The following is a 22234-nucleotide window of genomic DNA, read 5'->3' on the forward strand; positions in this document are numbered from 1 at the left end:
GCGTCCTGGGGAGGGGCCCATGGGAGGCTGGAGGCATTTCGGCGAGCGCCTTGAGCTTCCGGCCCTGGCACCGGGATGCGGTGCTCTGGCGGAGTCGCTGGCGGCCTCGGCCTTCGATTGCACGCCCGACGCGGAGGGGATGCGCGGCCGGCTGGCCAGCGTGGTCGAGGCCGAGATCCTTCCCCGCCTGATGCTGGCCCACCGCGATCGCAGACTCACCGCGGTTCCGGCTTCGGACCATCGGCCTGCGGCAGAAGAGGTCGAGCGTCTCTGCGGCCTGCTCCTCGCTCGGGCGGATACCGACCTCGCTCCGCATCTCCTGCGCTTCCTCGACCGGGGACTGACGCTCGAAGGCGTGCTGGTCGAACTCCTCGCGCCGGTCGCCCGGCATCTCGGGCGTCTCTGGGAGGAGGATGCCTGCGACTTCCTGCAGGTGACGGTCGCTCTCGGCCGCCTTCAGGCGGCGGCGCGCGACCTCTGCCTGCGGTTCGAGAACGATGCCGTCGAGCCCGCCGGGCGCAGCGTTCTGCTCCTGCCCTGCCCGGGCGAATCCCACGTCTTCTGCCTGTCGATCGTCGCGGCCGTCTTTCGCGAGGCGGGATGGGACGTGACCATCGCCGGCCCCGGATCCGACCCGGAGACGCTGATCGGCTCCGATTGGTTCGACGTGGTCGGCCTGACGCTGTCCTGCGACGTATACCTGCCCGCGATGCCGGTCGCGATCCGCACCTTGCGGACCGCCTCGTGCAATCCCGCCGTCAAGGTTCTGGTCGGCGGTCCCTATTTCGCTCGGAATCCGAACCAGACGCGCCTCGTCGGCGCGGACGCCACGGTGGAGGACGCGCGCCTCGCGCCGCTGATCGCCGAAAGCTTGCTTGAAATGCGCGCGCGGGCCTGTTGAAAGGGCGCCTCCCGCGCCATCACGAAGTGTTGATCTTGAGCAGCTTGGCGAGCCCCTCTCCTCGGCGCCCCTCTCCGGCGCTGCAGCAGGCAGCCGGTCTCCTCGACAGCGAGGCCGCCGGTCTTCTGATCACGGCTACCTCCGACCTCTCCCTCGTCGTCGATCAGAAGGGCATCGTTCGCGACACCGCATCGAGCCGCGCCGAGTTCGAGGGCGAGGGCATCGAGGCCTGGCTCGGCCGCCCTTGGATCGACACGGTGACCGTCGAGAGCCGGCCGAAGATCGACGCGCTGCTGCGCGACGCGGCGCCGGGCGCGATCACCCGCTGGCGCCAGGTCAACCATCCCTCGCCGAGCGGCACGGACCTGCCGATCCGCTACGCCACTTTGCGCACGCGCGAGGATGGGCCGATCATCGTGGTCGGCCAGGACCTGCGGGCGGTCGCGGCACTCCAGCGGCGCCTTGCCGAGACGCAGCAGGCGCTGGAGCGGGACTACGATCGCCTGCGCGCCGCCGAGACCCGCTACAAGCTGCTGTTCCAGCTCTCCGGCGAGGCGGTGCTGGTGGCCGATGCCGGCACGCGGCGCGTCACCGAAGTCAACCCGGCGGCGATGCGGCTGCTCGGCCGGCCGCAGAGGCGGATCGTCGGGCAGGACGCCGTCGACCTGTTCGATGCGGCGAGCCTGCGGGATCTGCACAGCCTGTTCGCCGGCCTGCGCGTCACCGGGCAGGCCACCGACTTGGTGGCGCGGCTGGCGGGCCGGCGGGGCGAGGCGCGGGTCTCCGCCTCCCTGTTTCGCGGCGAGAGCGCGACCTCCGTGCTGTTGCGGCTCTCGGCCCTCGCGCCGAAGCAGGCCGAGCCCTCCGGCCTCGACGGGGCCGCCCTCGACCTGATCCAGCGCATGCCGGAAGGGTTCGTCGTCACCGATCCGGCGCGCCGCATCCTCACGGCCAATCCCGCCTTCCTCGATCTGGCGCAGCTCGCCACGGAGGAGCAGGTGCGCGGGCAACCGCTGGACCGTTGGCTCGGCCGCGAGGAGGCCGAAACCCCGGCGCTGTTCGGCATGCTGCGCGACCATGGCTCCGTCCGGCACGTCTCGACCGTTCTGCGTGGCGATTACGGATCGGTGGAGGAGGTCGAGGTCGCGGCCGTTTCCGCGACGCAGGCCGAGCCGCCCTGCTTCGGCTTCACCATCCGGGCGACGCCGCGCCGGGCGGCGCCGGTCCATGCCGGCGGACACGATCTGCCGCGCTCCGTCGAGCAGATGACCGAGCTGGTGGGACGCGTCTCGATGAAGGCCCTGGTGCGCGAGACCACCGATCTGATCGAGAAGCTGTGCATCGAGGCGGCCCTGCGAATCACCCGCGACAACCGCGCTTCCGCCGCCGAGATGCTCGGCCTCAGCCGGCAGGGTCTCTACGCGAAGATGCGCCGCTACGGCATCGGCGATCTCGACGGCGACGACCCTGAGTTGACGGCCTGAAGCCGGCTTCGGTTCTGTCGCACTATAATGCGATCACTCCGGCGCTGTGGCCGGAGCGGACGCGTCGGCAGCGTTGTGTAAAGTTTGCTTGACACATGCGGCGGCGAACTCCTAGCTTGCCGCCATGGCCACGCCAGCTCCGAGCGCCGTCGTCGAGCTTCTCAAACCGCTCACTTGGTTTGCGCCGATGTGGGCCTTCGGCTGCGGCGTGGTGTCCTCCGGCCAGACGCCCTCCGGGCAATGGTGGGTCATCGCCGCGGGCGTCGTGCTCGCCGGGCCGCTGGTCTGCGCCACGAGCCAGGCGGCCAACGACTGGTTCGACCGCCACGTCGACGCGATCAACGAGCCGGACCGGCCGATTCCCTCCGGGCGCATCCCGGGCCGGTGGGGGCTCTACCTCGCCGCCGGCTGGACGATGCTGTCGCTGCTCGTCGCCGCCATGCTGGGACCGTGGATCCTCGGCGCGGCTCTGTTCGGCCTCGTGCTGGCCTGGATCTACTCCGCGCCGCCGCTGCGGCTGAAGCGCAACGGCTGGTGGGGCAACTCCGCGGTCGCGCTCTGCTACGAGGGGCTGCCCTGGTTCACCGGCGCGGCGGTGATGGCCGCCGCGATGCCCGACCGGCGGGTGCTGCTGATCGCCCTGCTCTACTCGGTCGGCGCCCACGGCATCATGACCCTCAACGACTTCAAATCGATCGAGGGCGACCGCGCCATGGGCCTGCGCTCCCTGCCCGTGCAACTCGGCTCGCAGCGCGCGGCCCGCTTCGCCTGCCTCGTCATGGCGGTGCCGCAGGTCGCGGTGGTGGCTCTGCTCCTCGGCTGGGACCGGCCCTGGCATGCCGCGCTCGTCGGAGCCTTGCTGGCCGGACAGCTCGTCCTGATGGCGCGCTTCCTCAAGGAGCCTCGCGCCCGCGCCGCTTGGTACAACGGCACCGGCACCACGCTCTACGTGCTCGGCATGCTGGCTTCGGCTTTCGCCCTTCGCCCCCTCGTGCAAGGGGTGGGGCCATGACGCGGCCTTCCCTGACGCAGCCTTCCCTCGCCTTTTCCTGGGCTCGGATCGTCCGGCTCGGCCTGGTCCAGACTGCGCTCGGCGCGGTCGTGGTGCTGATGACCTCGACCCTCAACCGGGTGATGGTGGTGGAACTGGCGCTGCCGGCGATCGTGCCGGGCGGCCTCGTCGCCTTGCACTACGCCACGCAGGTGCTGCGGCCGCGCTGGGGCTACGGCTCCGATGTCGGCGGACGCCGCACGCCCTGGATCGTCGGCGGCATGGCCGCGCTCTGCCTCGGCGGCTTCGGCGCGGCGGCGGCGACCGCGCTGGCCGCGCACCACGTGGCGGCGGGATTGGCGCTCGCCGTCCTCTCCTTCCTGCTCGTCGGGATGGGCGCGGGCGCGGCGGGCACCTCGCTCCTCGTCCTGCTCGCCACCGGCGTCGAGGCCGGCCGCCGGGGAGCCGCGGCCACCATCGTCTGGGTGATGATGATCGCCGGCTTCGCGGTCACCGCGCCGCTCGCGGGGCATTTCCTCGATCCGTTCTCGGGCGCGCGGCTGGTCGCGGTCTCGGGGACCGTCTCGCTGATCGCCTTCGCCGTCGCCGGGCTCGCCGTGACCGGCATCGAGCCGCGCCGGCCTCCCGTCGGCGCGGCGCGACCGGTCGAAAAGCCGCCGTTCCGAAAAGTGTTGGCGCAGGTTCTGGCGGAGCCCGCGGCGCGGCGCTTCACCCTGTTCATCTTCGCCTCGATGCTCGCCTACAGCGCGCAGGAACTGATCCTCGAACCCTATGCCGGCCTCGTCTTCGCGATGACGCCGGGGGCGACGACCAAGCTCGCCGGGCTCCAGCACGGCGGCGTGCTCGCCGGCATGCTGGTCGTCGCCGGCATCACCGTCTTCATCGGCGGGCCGGTGCTCGGGTCGCTGAAGCTCTGGACGGCGATCGGCTGCGCGCTCTCGGCGGCGGCGCTCGCGGCGATCGCCGTCGGCGGGCCGATCGGGCCGGATTTTCCGTTGCGCGCGGCGGTGGCGGGGCTCGGTTTCGGCAACGGCGTCTACGCGGTGGCGGCGATCGGCTCGATGATGGCGCTGGCCGGCCGCGGCGGCGAGGCCGAGCGCGGCACCCGCATGGGCGTCTGGGGCGCGGCGCAGGGCGTGGCCTTCGGCGCCGGCGGCTTCCTCGGCACGCTCGCGGTCGATCTCGCCCGCCTCGTCGCGTCCGAGCCGGTCACCGCCTACGCCGCCGTGTTCGCCGCGGAAAGCGTTCTCTTCCTCGTCGCCCTGCTGATCGGCCTGAGCGTCGAGCACGCCACCGTCGGCCGGCGCAAGAACCCGCGCAAGAATCCGCTGAGCGGGAATCCGCTGGCCGAGACGGCCTCCTTCCAGCTCAGCCCCGGCTTCGACGCGAGGTAGCGGCATGGTGGACCACGGCGCTTCCGACATCTTCGACGTCGTGGTGGTGGGCGGCGGTCCCGCGGGTGCGACCGCGGCGGCCGATCTGGCGACCGCCGGGCGGCGGGTGCTGCTCCTCGACCGGGCCGGACGCATCAAGCCCTGCGGCGGCGCGATCCCGCCGCGGCTGATCCGCGATTTCGCGATCCCCGATTCGCTCCTCGTCGCCCGCATCCGCAGCGCCCGGATGGTGGCGCCGAGCACCCGCCACGTCGACATGCCGGTCGGCGAGGGGTTCGTCGGCATGGTCGACCGCGAGCATTTCGACCCCTTCCTGCGCGAGCGCGCGCGGCTCGCCGGGGCCGAACTGCGCGACGGCCTGTTCGAGCGCGTCACCCGCGAAGAGCCGGGCCTCGCCACGATCCATTTCAGGCTCGGAAAATGCGGCGAGGCGGGCCGCGTGCGCGCCCGCCTCGTGATCGGGGCCGACGGGGCGACCTCGGCGCTGGGCCGCGCCGAGATTCCGGGCCACGCCCGGATGCGGCAGGTCTTCGCCTATCACGAGATCGTCCGGCGCCCGGCGGATGCGGGGCACGACGGCGCGCGCTGCGACGTCTACTATCAGGGCCGGCTCTCGCCCGATTTCTACGCCTGGATCTTCCCGCACGGCGAGACCGTCAGCGTCGGCACCGGCAGCGCCCGCAAGGGCTTCTCCCTGCGCGGCGCGATCCGCGACCTGCGCGCCGGCACCGGCCTCGATGCCTGCGACACGATCCGCCGGGAGGGCGCGCCGCTCCCGCTCAAGCCCCTGCGCCGCTGGGACAACGGCCGCGACGTGCTGCTCGCGGGCGATGCCGCCGGCGTGGTCGCGCCGGCCTCGGGGGAAGGCATCTACTACGCGATGCTCGGCGGGCGCCTCGCGGCCGAGGCGGCGCAGGCCTTCCTCGCGACGGGCGATGCCCGCACCCTCGCTCAGGCCCGGAAGCGCTTCATGCGGCTGCACGGGCGCGTGTTCTGGATCCTCGGGATGATGCAGTGGGTCTGGTACCGCAGCGACGCCCTGCGCGAGCGCTTCGTCGCGATCTGCAAGGACCGGGACGTCCAGCAGCTCACCTGGGACGCCTACATGAACAAGGAGCTGGTGCGGGCCAAGCCCGCCGCCCACGCGCGGATCTTCTTCAAGGATCTCGCTCACCTGTTCCGCTGGGTCTCGCCGTGACCGGGGCGCTCGCGGGTGGCTGGGGACCGCCGGTCGTCGCCGGCCTCGTGGCGGTCGCCGTCGCCGTGGCCGGCGGCGTCGCGACCCGCACCGACACGTGGTACCGGCGCCTGCGGGTGCCGGCCTGGAAGCCGTCGGACTGGGCCTTCGGCCCGATTTGGGCCGTCATCTTCGCCCTGACCACGACCTCGGCGGTCCTGGCCTGGAACGCCGCTCCGGAGCCTGCCGTCCGCGCCCGGCTCCTCGCGGTCTTCGCCGTCAACGGCGCGCTCAACATCGCCTGGAGCGTGATCTTCTTCCGCCTGCGCCGGCCGGACTGGGCCTTCGCCGAGGTCGTGCTGCTGTGGCTCTCCATCGTCGCGGTGACGGTCACCGTCGGCCACGTCTCGACCGTCGCAGGCCTCCTCAACCTGCCCTATCTCGCCTGGGTCGGCGTCGCCGCCTGCCTGAATCGCACCATCGTCCGCCTCAACCCTCGCTTCCGGGAGGCGTGAGCGGTGGCCGAACTCTTCGCCTCGCTCTTCGCCTCGGGGCGGATCGTCGACGCGATCCTCGTCCTCGTCGCGCTGGAGGCGCTGCTGCTGCTGGGCCTGAGGATGCGCCTCGGCCGCGGCCCGGCGGCGGGCGCGCTCCTGAGCAACCTCGCCTCAGGCGCCGCGCTGATGCTGGCCCTGCGCGCGGCGCTCGTCGGCGCCGTCTGGCCGGTCGTCGCGGGCTGGCTGTCGGCGGCACTCCTCGCCCACGTCGCCGAGATGCTGCTTCGGTTTCGTGCAGGCCGCCGAACAAGCTCGCACGGCTGTGACGAGACACTCTGGAACAACCGACGGTGGCCGGCGTTCGGTGCGCGTCCCCCCGTGACTTAAGAACGATTCTTCCCGGAGCCGTCCCACCATCTGGAGATCGGGCCCATGACACGCCTCACCGCTCTCGGCTCCGGATGGGTGGCGCTCGCCGCGCTTCTCTCCACCACTCCGGTTCTCGCACAGGGAGGCGATGCCGATCTGATCAAGCGCGGTGAGTACCTCGTCACGGCGGGCGATTGCACCGCCTGCCACACCAAGTCCGGCGGCAAGTTCCTGGCCGGCAACTACACCCTCGATACGCCGATCGGCGCCATCAAGACGCCGAACCTCACGCCGGACGACGAGACCGGGATCGGCAAGTGGAGCTACGAGACCTTCGAGCGGGCCTTCCGCCAGGGCATCGGCGACGACGGCGAGTATCTCTACCCCGCCTTCCCGTTCGGCTGGTACACCAAGGTGACCGACGACGATACGCGGGCGATCTTCGCCTATCTCAAGTCCCTGCCGGCGGTGAAGGAGAAGCGGGAGGAGAGCAGCATTCCCTTCCCCTTCAACGTCCGCACCGCGCTCATCACCTGGCGCACCGCCTTCTTCACGGAAGGCCGCTTCAAGCCCGACCCGAACGCCAGCGAGGAGGTGAACCGCGGCGGCTATCTCGTCGAAGGCCTCGGCCATTGCGGCATGTGCCACAACGAGCGCAAGCTCGTCGGCAATTCGAGCCTCGCCGGCCGGTTCGGCGGCGGCGTCATCGACGGCTGGTACGCGCCCAACATCACGCCGGACGGGCATCAGGGCATCGGCGCCTGGAGCGATGCGGACGTCGTGACCTACCTCAAGACCGGCACGGCGCCGGGCAACCGGCCGGGCGTGGCCGCCGGCCCCATGCGCCAGGCCATCGAGGAATCGCTGTCGAAGATGACCGACGCCGACCTCAAGGCGATGGTCGCGTATCTGCGCACGGTCCCCGCCAAGCAGACCTACAAGGAGAAGGACCTCCAGGCCTTCAACCAGCCCGGCGCGCCGGGGGCCGACACGTATCTCACCTACTGTTCCTCCTGCCACCGGCCGGACGGCAGGGGCGTCGAGGGCGCGATTCCCGCGCTCGCCGGCAACACCTCGATCCAGTCGGCGGGGCCCGAGACCGTCATCAACGTCATCGTCGGCGGTCTGGCCGCCCAGAACGGCTACGCGCCGATGCCGGCCATCGGCCAGGAGATGACCGACCAGCAGATCAAGGACGTCACCGACTACATCCGCAATTCCTGGGGCAACAAGGCGCCCGTCGTCTCCGAGACCGGCATCGTCGCGACGGCGCGCGGCAAGATCAGGACGATGATGGCCGGCAACGACACCTGCTCGACCATCGACGACGCGACGCTCAAGAGCGGGATCGAGGGCGCCACCGGCGGCGACACGCTGAAGGGGCTGAAGCCCGACGACTTCGTGCCGGTGCTCTCCCGCGTCATTCCGCAGGTGAAGGCCGCGGCACCTCAGGCGGGCGACGCTGCCATCGTCAACGGGCTTCTCTCGGCCTTCTGCAAGGCGAACCGTGGTGAAGGCGAGGCGGAACCGCTTCCCTGGTCGGCGACGATCGGTTCCTTCGGCAACGTCGCCTACAGCCAGGTCAAGAACCCGGAGAAGCGCGCGGAGGCCGCTCCCGGCCAGCCGCCGGCTTCCGCGACCACGCCGCCGAAGCCTTGATTCCGCGCGTTCCGGCCTGCCCTTGGCGGGAACGAGGCCGGTGCCGAAACGTTCGAACCGCGAACCGTGAGGGGTCGCGCGGCGGGTCCTGACCGCCCCCGTCTTGGGAGTTCGAGCGAATGCAACTCGGCATGATCGGCCTCGGCCGGATGGGCGGCAACATCGTGCGCCGCCTCCTGCGCAACGGACACACGGCCGTCGTCTACGATCACGATCCGAAGGCGGTCGAGGCGCTGGCGGCCGAGGGCGCGACCGCCGCCTCGGGCCTGGAGGATCTCGTCGCCAAGCTGGAGGCGCCGCGCACCGCCTGGGTGATGCTGCCCGCCGGGCAGGTCACGGAGGAGACGGTGACCGCGCTCGGCGGCCTGATGAAGGCCGGCGACTGCATCATCGACGGCGGCAATTCCTTCTACCAGGACGACGTGCGCCGCGCCCGCGACCTCGACGCCGAGGGCATCCACTACGTCGATGTCGGCACCTCCGGCGGCGTCTGGGGGCTGGAGCGCGGCTACTGCATGATGATCGGCGGCCACAAGCAGGCGGTCGATCGCCTCGACCCGATCTTCCGCACCCTGGCGCCGGGCCTCGGCGAGATCCCGCGCACGCCCGGCCGCGAGGCGCGTGACCCTCGCGCCGAGCAGGGCTACATCCATGCCGGGCCGAGCGGCGCCGGTCATTTCGTGAAGATGATCCACAACGGCATCGAGTACGGCCTGATGCAGGCCTACGCCGAGGGCTTCGACATCCTGCGGCACGCGAACGCCCCCGACATACCGGAGGCACGCCGCTTCGATCTCGATCTCGGCGACATCGCCGAGGTCTGGCGGCGCGGCAGCGTCGTCTCCTCCTGGCTCCTCGACCTCACCGCCGCGGCGCTGGCCGGCGACGAGCGTCTCGAAGGCTATTCGGGCTTCGTCGAGGATTCGGGCGAGGGCCGCTGGACCATCAACGCGGCGATCGAGGAGGCCGTCCCGGCGACCGTCCTCTCCAGCGCTCTCTACCGCCGCTTCCGTTCCCGCGAGGACGAGAGCTACGCCGACAAGCTGCTCTCCGCGATGCGGAAAGGCTTCGGCGGCCATCAGGAACCGCCGCGCCGGGGTCCCGCGTCGTGATCCCGCTTCCCGCGAACACCGAATTGACGGCCGATGCGGAGGCGACCGCCCGCGCGGCGGCCGAGCATCTCCTCGCCATGGCCGCGAGCGCGGAGGGCGAGCGCGTCGCGATCTGCCTCTCCGGCGGCTCGACCCCGAAGCGCCTCTACACGCTGCTCGCCTCGCCCGGATTCGCCGAACGGGTGCCGTGGCCGCGCATCCACTGGTTCTTCGGCGACGACCGGGTGGTGCCCTGGGACGATCCCCTGAGCAATGTCCGGATGGTCCGCGAGGCCTTCGGCCGCGCCGCGCCGGTGCCGGCGACGCACCTGCACTTCATCCCCTCCGACGAGGGAGCGGAGGCCGGCGCGCGCGGTTACGCGGCGACGTTGCGCGATTTCTACGGGGCAGACCGGCTCGATCCGAACCGGCCGCTGTTCGATCTCGTGCTGCTCGGGCTCGGCGGCGACGGACACACCGCCTCGCTGTTTCCGGGCAAGCCGGCACTGGCCGAGCGCGAGGCCTGGGTGGCGCCGGTGCCGGAGGCGGGGATGGAGCCGTTCGTGCCGCGCGTCACCCTGACCTTCCCGGCCCTGGCCTCGTCGCGCTCGACGCTGTTCCTCGTCAACGGCGCGGGGAAGCGCGATCCGCTGCGCAGGCTCGCCGAGGGCGAGGATCTGCCGGCCGGCCATGTCGAGAGTGCCGGAAAGGTGACGTGGTTCATCGACCGCGAGGCGGCCGGGGCCTGACCCGGCGCAGGGCGATCCCGTACGCCGAATTGAGTTTCCCGCTCCCGGAGCCGTCGTGCCTCATTTCTGCCGCCGACCTTGCCGGTGTATGAACGGCCGATCATCGACGACTCCGAGGTATTCCGATGTCGCTCGCCGACACCGCTTCGGCGCCGGACCCGTGGCCGCAGCTCCGTCAGCCGCGCGTCGTCCTGCGCCGAAACCGCATCCTGCCCGGTCCGCTGAGGACGCTGGATCGTCCGGGCCGCAGACCCGTCTGGGCGATGAGTGCCGGTCTGGTCGGCCTGTCGCTGGCCGCGACCCTGGCCGTCGCGCCGCAGATCCGGGGCGGCGCCTCGGCACCGCCCCCGCCGGCCCTGGTCGAGGGCGCCCTGCCCGACCGGGAGGTGGCGGAGCCCGTCCGCATCGTCGGCGCCGCTCCGGCCCCGCAGACCGCTCCGATGGCCGGGGCGCCGACAGCCGCCGTTCCCGACAGTCCGGCCCTGCCGGTTTCGTCGGAACCGCGGACCCAAGCTCCCATCGCCGTGACGGCGGCCGCGCCGCCCGCCAAGACGCCCGCCAAGGTGCCAGCCAAGCCGACACCTGCCCCTTCGGTCGATCTCGGACCGCTACCGGTGCTGGAACTCGACGAGGCCGCCTTCGACGGGCTGGCGGCCCCGCGTGTCGAGACCGCTCCGCGGCCCGCCGGGCGGATGGCCGTCCGTCCGTAGAGCCTCCTCGGTTCGCAGGGCCGACGATCCGCCCGGCTGATACGACTCCGGCTGATGACTTCGGCCTGTCCTGCGTCCTTGCGAGGCGAAGCCGTGGCCATCCAGGGCGCGCCCTTTCCGGACAGGTCGCGCCCTGGATCGCTTCGCGGCCGCTCGCGAGGACGGGTGAGGAACCGAGCCGATCAACCGGAAACCGTATGACACGGCTCAGGCGGCGAGCGGCAGGTCTTCGTCGTCCTGGGCTGCGTCGTCCTGGGCCGCCATGAACTGGGCCCGGGCGAGCGCCGCGAAGCGCTGGTTGAGCGCGACCAACGCGTCGAAATCGCCGGCCTCGACGATCCGGCCGTTCTCGAAGACGAGGATGCGGTCGGCGTTGCGGATGGTGGCGAGGCGGTGGGCGATCACGAAGGTGGTGCGCCCCTCCATCACCGTCTCCAGCGCCTGCTGAAGCTTGCGCTCGGTCGCCGCGTCGAGGGCACTCGTCGCCTCGTCGAGGATCAGCACCGGCGGGTTCTTCAGCAACGCCCGGGCGATCGACAGGCGCTGGCGCTCGCCGCCCGACAGCGACCGGCCCCGCTCGCCGATGATCGTGTCGAGGCCGTCCGCCTGACGGGCCATGAACTCGCCGGCCTGGGCGCGCTCCAGCGCGTCGAGCATTTCGGCATCGGTCGCGTCGGGGCGGCCGACCTGGAGGTTCTCGCGGATCGAGCGGTTGAACAGCATCGGCTCCTGGAACACGACGCCGATGTTGTGGCGCAAGCTGGAGAGGCCGATGTCGCGGATGTCGGTGCCGTCGATGCGGATGGCGCCGCTTTCCGGGTCGAAGGTCCGGTGCAGCAGGCCGAGCGTGGTCGACTTGCCCGAGCCGGTGGTGCCGACGAGCGCCACCGTCTCACCCGGAAGGGCGGTGAAGGAGACGCCGTCGAGCGCCCGGCGGCGGCCGTCGTAGGAGAAGGCGACGTCCTCGAACGCGACGGCGCCGTCGAACCGGGCGACGGGCTTGGCGTTCGGCCGGTCGCGGACGGTCGGCACCGTGTCGAGCACGTCGAAGAACTCGCGCATCTTCGGCGCCTGCATGAACACCCCGTTCACGAAGGTGACGACGTGGTCGAGCTTGGTCACCAGCATGGTGGCGAGGCTCATGAAGGCGACGATCTCGCCGACCGAGGCGGCGCCGTGCTGGTGCAGGGCGATGCCGGTGATGAAGATCGCGGTCATGGTCAGCGTGCCCGAGGCGCGGGTCGCGACGTTGGCCATCGCCCACCACGACAGGACCGGGATCTGCACCCGCAGCAGGTCGTGGATGATGGTGCGCATCGCCTCCTTCTCGGCCCGGGCGCGGGTGAAGGACTGGATCACCGCGACGTTGCCGAGCGCGTCGGAGGCGTGGGCGGCCAGCCCCGACTGGAACTGCTCGACCTCGCCCTGGAGCGTCTCGGTCCGGCGCAGCACGTAGCTGGCGAGTGCGGTGAAGACGAGGACGAGCACGACGAGGATCGCGCCGAGGCGCCAGTTCACGAACAGCGTCAGCGGCAGCAGCACGCCGACGGAGAGCAGGGCGGAGAAGTGCTCGCGGAAGAAGTTGAGCCAGACCCAGGCCATGCCGTTGGTGCCCTCGAGCATCGCCTTCAGCACGCGGCCGGAATGGTTGGAAGAGTGGAAGGCGATCGGCAGTTCGAGCACGTGCTCGAAGAAGTTCGCCATGGTGGCGAGCCGGTTGCGGTGGGCGAGCCGGTCCGCGTGCAGGGCGATGGCGACGCCCGCGCCGATGGTGAACAGGCCGAACGCCACCCAGGCCACGATCCACGGCACCAGCGCGGTGGCCGGCGCATCCTTCGAGAGATGGGTCAGGCCGTCGATGATGCGGCCCATGATCAGCGGCTCGGCGAAGGCCGCGACCGCCAGCGCGACGTTGGCCACGATCAGGCCGATGGCCAGCCGCTTCTCCGCTCCGAGCAGGCCGAGCACCCGCGCATAGAGTCGAATCATCGACATCGTGTTCTCGCTCCCCGCCCCGTCGGGCCCGAGCGCCGAGGGGTGTTCGAAGATGGGCCGGACCGTTCCGGCGCCTCTCGGTCCGCGGCCCCCTTGCGAGGCCGGCCGGACAAGCGGCGCGGGAACCTATGCTGCGTTTCCCCTGAACGGCACATGACGGCGAAGGGGGCCGGAACCCAAGCCCTTTACCGTTCTTTCAGCCTGTTTTTTTAGGATCGGGCCCGGGCTCGATCATGGGCCGGGCTCGGGCGTCGCGTCATGGATCTCGCAACCGGTGTGGGGCTGCTCGGCGGCATCGGCGTGGTCTTCACGCTGATCATGATCGACGGCGGCAACTTCGCCGCCTATTTCGACAAGCACGCGGTGATCGTCATCTTCGGCGGCTCCGTGATGGCGACGATCATCCGCTTCCCGTTCTCGACCATCGCCCACGGCCTGCCCATGGGCCTGCGCTACGCCTTCACCATGCGCTCGGTGAAGCCGCACGAGCTGATCGAGGAGATCACCAGGATCGCCGAAGTGGTGCGCAAGTCAGGGCCCATCGCCCTGGAGAACATGGAGATTTCCGATCCGTTCCTGGCGCAGGGCGCGCGCTACATCGCCGACGGCTACGACCGCGACTTCATCCGCGACACGATGGAGCGCGACCGCGACAACTTCCTGATGCATCTCGACGAGGGCTCGAAGATCTACCGCGCCTTCGGCGACTGCGCCCCGGCCTGGGGCATGATCGGCACCATCCTCGGCATGGTGACGATGTTCGCCAACATGTCCGATCCCTCCAAGCTCGGCCCCGCCATGGCGACCGCGCTGCTCGCGACCCTGTACGGCGCGCTGATCGCCAACCTCGTGACCCTGCCGATCGCCGACAAGCTGCACGTGAAGCTCGAGGAGGAGGACGTGTCGCGCTCCCTCATCATCGACGGCATCCTGCTGATCCGCGACCAGAAGAGCGCCTCGCTCGTGCGCGAGATGCTGATCGCCTACCTGCCGCACAACCACCGCGAGGATCTCGCCGCGGAACCGGCGTGAACCGGGGCGGGATGGGGGGCTGACCGGTGGCCAGGAAGAAGCGCGGCGGCGCCCATGGCGGTCACGGCTGGTTCGTGACCTTCGCCGACCTGATGGCGCTCCTGATGAGCTTCTTCGTCATGATCGCCGCCTACTCGACGCAGGATCAGAAGAAGCTCCAGGTCGTCGCCGGCTCGATGCGCGACGCCTTCGGCGTGAACAAGGAATCGAAGTTTGCCGGCATCCTCGAAAGCGAGGGGATACCGACCGCCGACAAGTTCAAGCACCTGCGCGACGTGCCGCCGGAACGCGCCACCGACCGCACCACGCCGCCGCAGATCGACAGCGGCCTCGACGACGGCATTCCCGACCGCGGCTACCCCGACGCCTTCGGGCAGGCGGCCGCCTCCCTGCGGCAGGCGATGCAGGACATGCCGGAGGTGGCGGAACTGTCGAGGAACATCATCATCGCGCCGAGCCGCAAGGGGCTCGACGTGTCGATCGTCGATCAGGACGGCCGCTCGATGTTCCCGGAAGGATCGAGCCGGCCCAACGACCGCACCCGGCGCCTGCTGGAGCGCCTCGCGCCGACGCTGATGAAGCTGCCGAACCGCATCGCCGTGACCGGATTCACCGCGACCGTCCGCCCCGGCACCCGCGACACCGCCCCGCCCTGGGAACTCTCGGCCAACCGCGCGCTCAGCGTGCGCGACGTTCTGGCCAATGCCGGCCTGCCGGACGGCCGCTTCGCCTCGGTGACCGGCAAGGCCGATACCGAGCCGATGTTCCCGGACAACCCCTATCTCGCGGCCAACCGACGGGTGACGGTGACGCTGCTCTCCGAGGCGCCCCCGACACCGAACGGCAGGATCGTGCCGTGATACCGTTTCCGATCGATCGCTTCGGGTTTCGCCCCCCTCCGTCATCGCGAGCGGCCGCGAAGCGATCCAGGGCGCGACAGGTCCGGAAAGGGCGCGCCCTGGATGGCTTGCGCCGAGCCTCGCAATGACGGAGGAGAGGCCGAAGTCATCGACCGGAGTCGTATGACTCCCTACTTCGCGACGAGCAGCGCCCAGTAGACCTTGTATTTCGAGCCCGGCGCGTAGGCCGTCGCGATGCCCATCCGGGTCGCCTCGGGCGCGAGCATGACGGCGCGATGCGGAGGGCTGTCGCGCCATCCCGAAAAGGCTTCCGCCAGGGTGTGATAGCCGGCGGACAGGTTGGCATCCGCTCCGTCGTAGCCGAGCCGGGTCACGGCCGCGCGCACCGTCTGGCTCTTGCTCGGCCGGTCGGAGGCGGCCATGGCGGCGGCCTCGGTCTCGGCCAGCCGCTGCAATTCCGGATCGATCGCGAGCGGCGCGGCGCCGTTGTTGCGGCGATAGGCCGAGATCATGTCGCGCGCCGCCGCGGTGTCGACCGACGTGCTGCCGGTGGCGAGCGGCAGGTACAGGCTCGGCAGGCCGGTCGTCTCGGGTGCCATCCGACCGGCGCAGCCCTGAAGAAGGGCGGCGAGGGCGAGCGCCGCCGGGGCGGCGAGGAAGGTCCGGCGTCCGAGCACGAAAGAGGGTTTCCCGTGGGTAGACGGCTCAGGTGGGGCCGACCGCGCACGAACTCAAGTGTCGCGACCGGGCCGGCCGCGCCATCCTCGGGGCCGGCCGCCGGTTTTTCGCGGATCAGCCGTGGCGGCGGCGGCCCAGATCCTGGGGCTGGCTGTCGGGGCGGCGGGCTTCCTCCCGCGCCGCGGCGTCGGCGGATCGATCCTCCTCGTCCACCGCCTGCGCTTCGGATCGGGCCGGGGCGGCGATGACCTGCGTCGTCGAGGCGCCCACCGCGGTGGCGATCTGGCCCAGGGCGTCGCGCACCGGCTCCAGGCCCTGCACCGTGATGAAGCTCGAGGCCGGGCCCATCGGCGGGATGAACTCGGAATCGGCCAGGGTCTTGAACACGGAGAAGTTCAGGTCGCTCTGCACCTTCTGTCCGAGGTTCACGTCGACCACCAGGGCGATCAGCTCGAACTCCAGGAAGGGGTCGCCGATCTTCTTGAACACGACCCGGGGCGGCGGCTCCTTCAGCACGTCCGGATGGGCCCCGGCGCACTCGACCATCATCTCGGCCGCCCGCACCGGATCCTTGCTGCGCAGGACGTTGACGGAGATGACGACCCGCCCGGTCCGGTCGCCGCGGACCCGGTTCTTCACGATGCCCGAGATCAGGTTCGAGTTCGGCACGATGACGGCCGAGCGGTCGAAGGTCTGGATCTCGGTGGACCGCACGGAGATGCGCTTCACGATGCCCTCGCTGTCGCCGATCAGCACCTGATCGCCGACGCGGATCGGACGCTCCCACAGCAGCAGCAGGCCCGAGACGAAGTTGTTGACGATCGATTGCAGGCCGAAACCGATACCGACCGAGAGGGCGCCGGCGACGATGGTGAGCTTCTCCAGGCTCAGGCCCAGATACGAGAAGGTCAGCGCCAGGGCGAGCAGGAAGCCGACATAGCCGGCCACCGTCGAGATGGAGTTGCGCAGGCCCGCATCGAGGTCGGTCGCCGGCAGGTAGGTGTTCTCGAGCCAGCGCTGCACCGCCCGGGTGACGAGGATGCCGACCGCGAGGATGCCGATGCCGAAGACGATCGACGACGGCGAGACCGTCACGTCGCCGATCTTGAAGCCGAAGAAGGCGGTGCGGATCGACGAGAACACGTCGGTGGTGTCGAGGCCCCAGGGGGCCAGCGCGAACAAGGCGGCGAGCGCGATCAGCACCACGCGGGCGAAGCCCGTCACCAGCACCGCGATCTGGTTGAGGGAGCGCTTGCGCAGGCCGGTATTGGCCTGGAGCGTCGTGGCGAGGCGGGTCTCTTCGCACAGGGAGCCGCCGACCAGCACGTCGGCGCTGACGATCAGGAGCCAGAGCAGGACGAGGATGCTCGCGGTCCAGATCAGTTGGTCCACGAGGAAGGCCGAGAGGGCGACGTAGCCGACGAGGGGGGCGAGCGCGATCACCGCCACGGCGACCCAGCCGAGCAGCCGCAGCGGACCGCCGATGCCCGACGAGGTTTCCGTGGCGACGTAGGGGCCGAAGCACTCCTCTTCCTTCTCCGCCGTGTCGGCGAAGCGGTGCAGGCCGATCGCGAGCAGGAGGGCCGCCGTCACCGCACCGATGCCGCGGGTGGCGATCGAGATCGGCAGCGCGGCGTAGATCGCCGAGTTCAAGGCCTCCGTCGACTTCGACACGGTGATGACGATGGCGATGCTGACGGCGAGCGCGGTGATGCGCCACGCGGCGGCGTCCGAGACCGGCGCCGGGCGCCAGGCCGGCTTGTTCACGGCGAGCAGCGCGTCGGCGGTCGCCTCGACGAAGGCGATGAAGGCGATGCCGCCGAGGATGGTGCTGGCCACCGGCAGGAATCGCGACGGCAGCAGCTCGGTGGCGTCCAGCGCGTAGTAGACCGCGTAGCTTCCCGCCAGGGCCGGCAGCGTGCCGAGCAGGAGCACGCGCCACGCGCCCAGGAGCTTGGCGCGTTTGGAGGGATTGGTGTTGTTGATGTCCCGGCGCCCGAGTGCCGGAGCGATGTTGCGGCGCCCGAAATACAGGGCGAAGGACAGGCCGAAGGCGAGGCCGAGGAACAGCAGGTTCCACAGGCTGCCGTTGCGGCCGAACAGGGCGACGGTGTCGTCGAGGCCGCTGTGCAGGGAGCCGAGATCCCGCGGGATGTCGGCCGCTACCCGCATCCACAGATCGGGGCTGAGCAGCGACGAGGCGCGCTCGAACAGGCCCCGGGTGAAGGCGGCGCGTCGGCGGTTCGAGATCTGATCGACGATCTGGTCGCTCTGCACCAGCAGCGACTTGGCGAGGCGCTGCGTCCCGTCGATGTCGTTGACCGCCTGTTCGCGCTCGGCGCGCTCGCGGGCGACGTCCTCGCCCTCCTCGCCCTCCTTGGGCTTCGGGCCGATCTGGGCCAGGCGCTCGCGGGCGGCTTCCAGGCGCGGGCCGAGCAGGTCGATGACGGTGCGCAGCCGGTCGGCCAGCGGGTCGAGACCGTCGCGGGCGCGGGTCAGGTCGCCGGCGTCGACATTGGCTCCGGTGATGGCTTTCTCACGCGCCTCGAGGTCGGCCTTGATGGTGTCGAGCCGGTCGCGGATGGTCTGGAGCGCCTCCGAGACCGGAGCCTTGGGAGCCGCCGGTTTCGCGGCCGGCGCCGGCTGCGGGTTGGCCGGCGCGGGCTGGCCGTTCTGCGGTGCCGGAGCTTCCTTCTGCTGCGGGGCCGGCGGCGGGCTCCCCTGCCCCGTCGCCGCGTTCGGAAGCAGGGCCGCCGCGCTCAGCGTCGCGACCAGGGCCGTGCCGCGCAGCGTGCGGCGGAAACGGGCGAGGAGGGAACGTCGTAGCATCATCGTCCTTCGCGGAAGACGCGGATCGCGTCGGCTCTTCGGCGCCGGAGCGGCCAGCGGACCGCCCGCAACCGTCCGATGCCCGGGTGCCGGACGATCGTTCGGGAGCGCGGCTCGGACCGCACAACCCCCGAGCTAGGGCCGTTTGCCCGTTCGCCGAGGGGGAGAGGCCCGAAACCTTCCGCAGCGCACAAACAGTGTCGAGGGGCGCTGTCTGCCCCCGCAATGGGGCGAAAGCGTGCGGATGCCGGCGGCGGACGTCCCCTTATCCGGGAAAATCCGGAGCCGCGACGTCAGCGCCCCACGGTCCGCCTTCACAAGCCTGTCACGCTGATATTACACTAAGCGGCGATGGACTTGGCCATATCCTCACGCAGCGAGGAGGCGGCGCTGATCGTCCGCTCCGTCCTGCTTCGGCGCGAACCGGCACGACTCGCCGGTCGGGGAAGCCGTCGCCGTCGCGTCCCCATCAGACCGATTCTCGTTCGCCGCCCCGCCGGAGCGCCTGTGCGGCGTGTATCGGTGCGCACGCATCGCTCCGGAACCGATCTCCGGCACGGTGCGCGAGAGAGCGCGACAGACCGGAGACTCGTGCCGGGGCGCAACGCCGTCCGGTACGGTTCCGAAGCGCCCCCTGGGCTCCGGTCGTCGCGGGCACGGCATGGCCCTTCGGACCTTCGAAGTCCGGGGCCGAGGCGCCCGAGGGGCGCCGTCACGAGCAGTGAGTGGCGTCGATGATCGATCTCCAGACCCTGGTGCTCAACGCGGATTACCGGCCGCTTTCCTACAATCCGCTCTCGTTGTGGTCCTGGAAGGACGCGTTCACGGCCCTGTTCCTCGACCGCGTCACGCTGGTCGCGAATTACGACGTCGAGGCGCACAGCCCGAGCCGGTCCCTGAAGGTGCCGAGCGTCGTCGCCCTGAAGAGCTACGTGGCCCTGGCCCGCAGTCCGGCCTTCACCCGCTACAACATCTACCTGCGCGACACCTTCTCCTGCCAGTATTGCGGCCTGCGCCTGCCCTCGGGCGGCCTGACCTTCGACCACGTCGTGCCCCGCTCCCGCGGCGGCCTCTCCACCTGGGAGAACGTCGTGGCGGCCTGTTCCCCGTGCAACCTGCGCAAGGCCAACCGCACGCCGGACGAGGCGGAGATGCCGCTCCTCAACGAGCCGCACCGGCCGACCCGCTACGAGCTGCACCGGCGCCAGCCGGAATTCGACCACCGCCAGTACCATCACACCTGGCTCGACTATCTCTACTGGGACAGCGAGCTCGACACCTGACGGACCACCCCGTCACCGCAGCGGCTGCGGCGGCTCGTTGAACATCGGCTGGTAGGTCGGCCGCGGCACGTAGGCCCGGACGGCGTAGGCCGCGACCGGCGGGCGCAAGCGCGGCCGCGGATCGCGCACCTCCGGCGGAAGCGGTTCGGCGTAGCGGCGTGCACGATCGCCGGCCTCCGCTGCCGGGACCAGGGCGGCGAAGCCGGCGAGCGACGCGACGGCGAGGGAAAGCGGACGGCGCATGGCGGCCCTCGATCTTCGCACGCGCGTCAGAATTTGATCGCGGCGCCGCCGCGCACCGTGTTCAGTTCGGCCTTGTGGCCCTGGAAGTCGTTGAACAGGACGTACTGGTACTCGCCGCGCAGCAGGAAATTCGACGTGATCGCGTATTCGAGGCCCGCGCCGAGGGCGATGCCTGCGATGGTGACCTTCTTGGTCGCCCCGTGGACGATGCCGGGCGCCGGGATGCTGCCGGCCGGATCTCCCTGGTTGAAGACGGAGTAGCCGTAGTTGTTGATGTAGGTCTGCGTACCGCCCGACTGGTTGGCGGCGTAGGCGGCTCGGTCGTAGCCGTAATTCTGCACGTCCACCGTGTCGCTGACGACGGCCCGACCCACTGCGAGGCCGCCGGTGACGTAAGGGAGGAAGCTGCCGAAGGCGTAGCCGAGCCGGCCGCGGACGGTGCCGTAATCCTCGATTTTGGTGGTCGCGCGGCCCGTCAGGGAGACCGTCGTCCGGTAATTGTCCGTGGTGTTCATGAAACGGCTGATCTGGTCGAAGGTGCCGCCGACCCGGCCGAGATACGTATAGTCGGCTTCGATGCCGACCACGACGTCGTCGAACTGATAGTTGACGCCGACGAATGCGCCGTAGCTGCCGCCGTTCACGTGCGTCGCGCGCGGTGCCAGCAGTTGCGAGGCGTTCATCTCGGACTCGGCGACGGTCTGCCTGAGGGCGTTGCCGACGATCGTCTGGAAGGAGTTGCCGAAGCCGAGCGAGGCGGAAGAATAGCCGCCGTGACCGCCGACATAGAAGCCGCTCCAATCGACGATCGGCGCGGGCGCATCATAATCGTCGTCGGAGCCGCGCAGGACCCCGTAATCTAGATCCGCTGCCAGAGCCGGGGATGTCAGAACTGCTGCCAGGAGAGCCAGGGTCGCGCCGCGCATCGGTATCGTCCTCAAGCATCGGATGCGAAGAATGCCCCGAGCTGACCCTGCCGTCTTACTTCGGTAACCTTAATTTTGCGTTCCAAGACCCGTCGAGGATGTGCCTCGATGCAATCTCTGCGCGCGAATGCGAGCGGCGCCCGGAACGAGTCCGGGCGCCGCTCGGTCTTCGAGAACGAAGGGCGGAAGGCTCAGAGCCTGTTTGACCGGCCGCCGTGTCTTCGTCAGGCAACGGCAAGGCGAGAGGAAAGCCCTGCTCCCATCCTGAACCCTCGTCCTGAGGTGCCGGAGCGCAGCGGAGGCCTCGAAGGGGGCTCCAGGGATCGCGCGCGGGATCTGGAACACCCTTCGAGGCCGCTCACGCGGCACCTCGGGATGAGGGTCGAAATGGGATCACCGCTGTCAAAAAGGCTCTCAGTAGCCGTAGGTCTGCGCGGGCAAAATCGGCAGCAGGCCGTTGGCGAAGCGGTAGCGCAGGCCGACCCGGAACTCGTTGGCCGAGAGGTCCTTCAGGCGAGTGCCGCCGCCGTAGATGTCGAGGCCGCTCCGGATCTGGCCGAGATCGATGTAGCGGTAGGCCGCGTCGAGGCTGAAGCCGGCGCCGATGTCGTAGGAGAGACCCGCGGTCAGCGCCCAGGCGAAGGTCGTGACCGAATGGTTGGCCCGGAAGGCCGGCTCGCGCGGGCCGGTTCCGTCGAGGCCGTCGCAGCCCTCGATCAGGCAGGTGGTCTGGGTGTAGTTGCGGCTCATCCGCTTGTCGGCGAAGCCGACGCCGGCGCCGACATAGGGCGTGAAGCCGTACCACGTGCCGAGATCGGCGTAGACGTTGACGAGGCCGGTCAGCACGTCGACCTTGCCGGCTTCGAGGTTGTAGCCGGTCTGGAAGATCGACCGCGAGGAGTAGCCGCGGAAGGACGAGGCGGCGCGCTGGTCGATGGTGGCATCGACGCGCAGCCACGGATTGATCTGATAGCCGACGCCGCCACCGTAGCCGCTCTCCGGGCTCAGCCGGAGGCCCACCAGCGGCGGCATGCCCGGATCGCTCGGATCGGGAATGGCGTTGTCGCGCGGGTGGTCGTACCAGCTCTGCGTGAAGTCGCCGCGCAGGTACCAGCCGCTGCCGATGGCCACCGGTGCGGCCTCGACGGGGGCCGGCGGCAGCGGCGGCAGATCCGCCGCCACGGCGCGGCCCGGCAATGCGAAGGCGCCGGCCAGGATGCCGACGAAGGTTCCGGTCGCCAGCGTCGCGGCGAGTCCAAGTCGATGCAGTGCGATCATGGAGAGCCTCGGTCGGAGGGGCTGCGGCAGCAGGGGGCGGCCGCACTTCCGCTGACCGGCAACTTTG

The 22234-nt window shown here is 70.5% G+C and carries 20 protein-coding genes; 14 read left to right on the plus strand and 6 right to left on the minus strand.

Annotated features, from left to right (window positions below):
* Nucleotides 1–19 precede the first annotated feature (19 nt).
* The 11 genes from PGN25_05060 (at nucleotide 20) to PGN25_05110 (ending at nucleotide 11043) form a co-directional block, all read left to right on the plus strand.
* On the plus strand, nucleotides 20–901 hold the full coding sequence (locus PGN25_05060; protein ID MEH3116983.1) for a cobalamin-dependent protein: 882 nt from the start codon (nucleotides 20–22) through the stop codon (nucleotides 899–901).
* 26 nt (nucleotides 902–927) lie between these two features.
* On the plus strand, nucleotides 928–2385 hold the full coding sequence (gene ppsR, locus PGN25_05065) for a transcriptional regulator PpsR (protein ID MEH3116984.1): 1458 nt from the start codon (nucleotides 928–930) through the stop codon (nucleotides 2383–2385).
* A 124-nt stretch (nucleotides 2386–2509) separates the two neighbouring features.
* Complete coding sequence (gene chlG, locus PGN25_05070) at nucleotides 2510–3397, plus strand: chlorophyll synthase ChlG (GenBank protein MEH3116985.1); 888 nt, start codon at nucleotides 2510–2512, stop codon at nucleotides 3395–3397.
* The gene (locus PGN25_05075) at nucleotides 3394–4791 is read left to right on the plus strand and encodes a BCD family MFS transporter (GenBank protein ID MEH3116986.1); all 1398 of its coding nucleotides are present in this window, start codon (nucleotides 3394–3396) and stop codon (nucleotides 4789–4791) included. The genes chlG and PGN25_05075 overlap by 4 nt, the downstream gene beginning before the upstream one ends.
* 4 nt (nucleotides 4792–4795) lie before the next feature.
* Complete coding sequence (locus tag PGN25_05080; GenBank protein MEH3116987.1) at nucleotides 4796–5989, plus strand: geranylgeranyl diphosphate reductase; 1194 nt, start codon at nucleotides 4796–4798, stop codon at nucleotides 5987–5989.
* Nucleotides 5986–6483: a tryptophan-rich sensory protein gene (locus PGN25_05085; protein MEH3116988.1), complete on the plus strand. Its 498-nt coding sequence runs from the start codon at nucleotides 5986–5988 to the stop codon at nucleotides 6481–6483. Before PGN25_05080 ends, PGN25_05085 begins: the two co-directional genes overlap by 4 nt.
* Nucleotides 6484–6486: 3 nt before the next feature.
* Nucleotides 6487–6852 carry a hypothetical protein gene (locus PGN25_05090; GenBank protein MEH3116989.1) on the plus strand — a complete coding sequence of 122 codons (366 nt, stop codon included), beginning with the start codon at nucleotides 6487–6489 and terminating at the stop codon, nucleotides 6850–6852.
* Nucleotides 6853–6897: 45 nt separating this feature from the next.
* Nucleotides 6898–8493, plus strand: coding sequence for a cytochrome c (locus tag PGN25_05095; GenBank protein ID MEH3116990.1), 1596 nt, complete (start codon nucleotides 6898–6900; stop codon nucleotides 8491–8493).
* Between the two features lie 119 nt (nucleotides 8494–8612).
* Nucleotides 8613–9605 carry a decarboxylating 6-phosphogluconate dehydrogenase gene (gnd, locus tag PGN25_05100; protein ID MEH3116991.1) on the plus strand — a complete coding sequence of 331 codons (993 nt, stop codon included), beginning with the start codon at nucleotides 8613–8615 and terminating at the stop codon, nucleotides 9603–9605.
* Nucleotides 9602–10333: a 6-phosphogluconolactonase gene (gene pgl / locus PGN25_05105; protein MEH3116992.1), complete on the plus strand. Its 732-nt coding sequence runs from the start codon at nucleotides 9602–9604 to the stop codon at nucleotides 10331–10333. The genes gnd and pgl overlap by 4 nt, the downstream gene beginning before the upstream one ends.
* Before the next feature lie 125 nt (nucleotides 10334–10458).
* The gene (locus PGN25_05110; GenBank protein ID MEH3116993.1) at nucleotides 10459–11043 is read left to right on the plus strand and encodes a hypothetical protein; all 585 of its coding nucleotides are present in this window, start codon (nucleotides 10459–10461) and stop codon (nucleotides 11041–11043) included.
* 207 nt (nucleotides 11044–11250) lie between these two features.
* Here PGN25_05110 and PGN25_05115 read toward each other — a convergent pair whose 3' ends face one another.
* Entirely contained in the window at nucleotides 11251–13038 is a 1788-nt protein-coding gene (locus PGN25_05115; GenBank protein ID MEH3116994.1) for a glucan ABC transporter ATP-binding protein/ permease, read from the minus strand.
* 258 nt (nucleotides 13039–13296) lie between these two features.
* Here PGN25_05115 and PGN25_05120 point away from each other — a divergent pair, with 258 nt between their 5' ends.
* The gene (locus tag PGN25_05120; GenBank protein ID MEH3116995.1) at nucleotides 13297–14070 is read left to right on the plus strand and encodes a MotA/TolQ/ExbB proton channel family protein; all 774 of its coding nucleotides are present in this window, start codon (nucleotides 13297–13299) and stop codon (nucleotides 14068–14070) included.
* A 26-nt stretch (nucleotides 14071–14096) separates the two neighbouring features.
* Complete coding sequence (locus PGN25_05125; GenBank protein MEH3116996.1) at nucleotides 14097–14930, plus strand: flagellar motor protein MotB; 834 nt, start codon at nucleotides 14097–14099, stop codon at nucleotides 14928–14930.
* Between the two features lie 170 nt (nucleotides 14931–15100).
* Here PGN25_05125 and PGN25_05130 read toward each other — a convergent pair whose 3' ends face one another.
* Complete coding sequence (locus tag PGN25_05130; protein ID MEH3116997.1) at nucleotides 15101–15607, minus strand: CAP domain-containing protein; 507 nt, start codon at nucleotides 15605–15607, stop codon at nucleotides 15101–15103.
* Between the two features lie 115 nt (nucleotides 15608–15722).
* A complete protein-coding gene (locus PGN25_05135; protein ID MEH3116998.1) occupies nucleotides 15723–18437 on the minus strand; it encodes a DUF3772 domain-containing protein in 2715 nt (904 codons plus the stop codon).
* Between the two features lie 734 nt (nucleotides 18438–19171).
* Between PGN25_05135 and PGN25_05140 the strand changes: the two genes are divergently transcribed.
* The gene (locus tag PGN25_05140) at nucleotides 19172–19720 is read left to right on the plus strand and encodes an HNH endonuclease (protein MEH3116999.1); all 549 of its coding nucleotides are present in this window, start codon (nucleotides 19172–19174) and stop codon (nucleotides 19718–19720) included.
* Between the two features lie 12 nt (nucleotides 19721–19732).
* On the opposite strand, the gene PGN25_05145 is transcribed toward PGN25_05140, so the two are convergent.
* The 3 genes from PGN25_05145 to PGN25_05155 all read right to left on the minus strand — a co-directional run bounded on the left by PGN25_05145 (nucleotide 19733) and on the right by PGN25_05155 (nucleotide 22167).
* Nucleotides 19733–19963 (minus strand): hypothetical protein, encoded by a 231-nt coding sequence (locus PGN25_05145; protein MEH3117000.1) that lies wholly within the window; start codon nucleotides 19961–19963, stop codon nucleotides 19733–19735.
* Between the two features lie 26 nt (nucleotides 19964–19989).
* The gene (locus PGN25_05150; protein MEH3117001.1) at nucleotides 19990–20889 is read right to left on the minus strand and encodes an outer membrane beta-barrel protein; all 900 of its coding nucleotides are present in this window, start codon (nucleotides 20887–20889) and stop codon (nucleotides 19990–19992) included.
* Between the two features lie 414 nt (nucleotides 20890–21303).
* Nucleotides 21304–22167 carry an outer membrane beta-barrel protein gene (locus tag PGN25_05155; protein MEH3117002.1) on the minus strand — a complete coding sequence of 288 codons (864 nt, stop codon included), beginning with the start codon at nucleotides 22165–22167 and terminating at the stop codon, nucleotides 21304–21306.
* Nucleotides 22168–22234: the final 67 nt, after the last annotated feature.

Origin of the sequence: Methylorubrum populi (assembly GCA_036946625.1) — a bacterium.
GTDB classification, from domain to species: Bacteria; Pseudomonadota; Alphaproteobacteria; order Rhizobiales; family Beijerinckiaceae; genus Methylobacterium; species Methylobacterium populi_C.